General features: G+C 49.9%; 2 protein-coding genes and 1 pseudogene. All 3 read right to left on the bottom strand.

The features are described from left to right. Positions 1–230, bottom strand: a pseudogene (locus C489_RS20360) (hypothetical protein); the annotation flags it as partial. Continuing rightward, a complete protein-coding gene (locus C489_RS20355; protein ID WP_012945603.1) occupies positions 227–433 on the bottom strand; it encodes a DUF4177 domain-containing protein in 207 nt (68 codons plus the stop codon). The gene C489_RS20355 and the pseudogene C489_RS20360, both read right to left, overlap by 4 nt. A 5-nt stretch (positions 434–438) precedes the next feature. Further along, positions 439–789 carry a DUF7344 domain-containing protein gene (locus tag C489_RS23275; protein ID WP_449289388.1) on the bottom strand — a complete coding sequence of 117 codons (351 nt, stop codon included), beginning with the start codon at positions 787–789 and terminating at the stop codon, positions 439–441. Positions 790–1,028: the final 239 nt, after the last annotated feature.

Below are 1,028 nucleotides of genomic sequence, written 5' to 3'. Positions count from 1 at the left end.
GTGATCATCGTTGAGAACATCGTTTCGATCATGTCGCCGGACTCGATTTGCCGTGAAAACGGTGGAACGAGGACAGCGACGACGATGACGAATGCGACGAACACGGCACTGGTCAGGACGCTGGTGACGAGAAGGCGGTTCGCGCGCAGCAGCAACCAGAGTTTAATCCGACTCTCGCCTGAGCGCTCACCCATCGTGTTGGCCGTACTGATGTCGGTCTCGTCAGTCATACTGGCTCACCCGATTGGGCAGGTCGCTTGAAAACGAGGTACTTGGTGCCACCTCCCTCGTAGTCGATCGTCTCCACAAACTCCCAGCCCTCTGCACCGAGTTGATTCAACTCTGCTTTCGGATCCTCTGCTTCTTTTTGGGTCTCATCACGCGGTGGGCGAAGCGTCTCGTACTCCCAGCGGGTCACTTCTGATTCGGACATCACTACTAGTAGATACTGCAGTCCTCTATACCCTGCTCCACTACCGAGGTAGTGGGAACATTCCTGACACGGAATATGGTCTGCTTGGACATCCAGCAGTGCAACGCGCAAGTCTCAGTCGGTTCAACGAGATTCCGGTTCGGATCATAGCTTATAACTCCTTCCTCGGCCAATTTTGGGATATGAACATGGTGCAATGAGATATGAACCTGTTTCACCTGTTCGCTGGGGATTTCGGTTATTTCTGTGTCTTGCTCCTTTTCAATAATTTCATTACGAATGTCAGAGACAGTTAATAATTGGTCGTGAGTGAGAAGGAGATCAAGAACTGCACGGCGACGTTGGTGAGAAAGCAATTCAAGGATTGCATCTACCGAAGTTTCCTCTACTGGTATGACTATTTCTTCTTTTGGAGTTTCTCCGCTCCTCTGGTTTCCTCACTCATTGTATCCCGTGGACAAGATACAGGCACCAGCAGACATAATATTCTCTCCGACATATTTTGAAAATATGTTTTGATTATTTGGGTTACGCCGCTGTTCGTTCAGTTCGCAGACGTAGTTACCGCTTGGCGGAGTGAAAGTTGAATATCGCC

The organism is Natrinema versiforme JCM 10478, from assembly GCF_000337195.1.
Taxonomy (GTDB): Archaea; Halobacteriota; Halobacteria; order Halobacteriales; family Natrialbaceae; genus Natrinema; species Natrinema versiforme.
The sequence above is the reverse complement of the archived record's forward strand: the minus strand, read 5'-3'. Positions and strand labels throughout refer to the sequence as shown.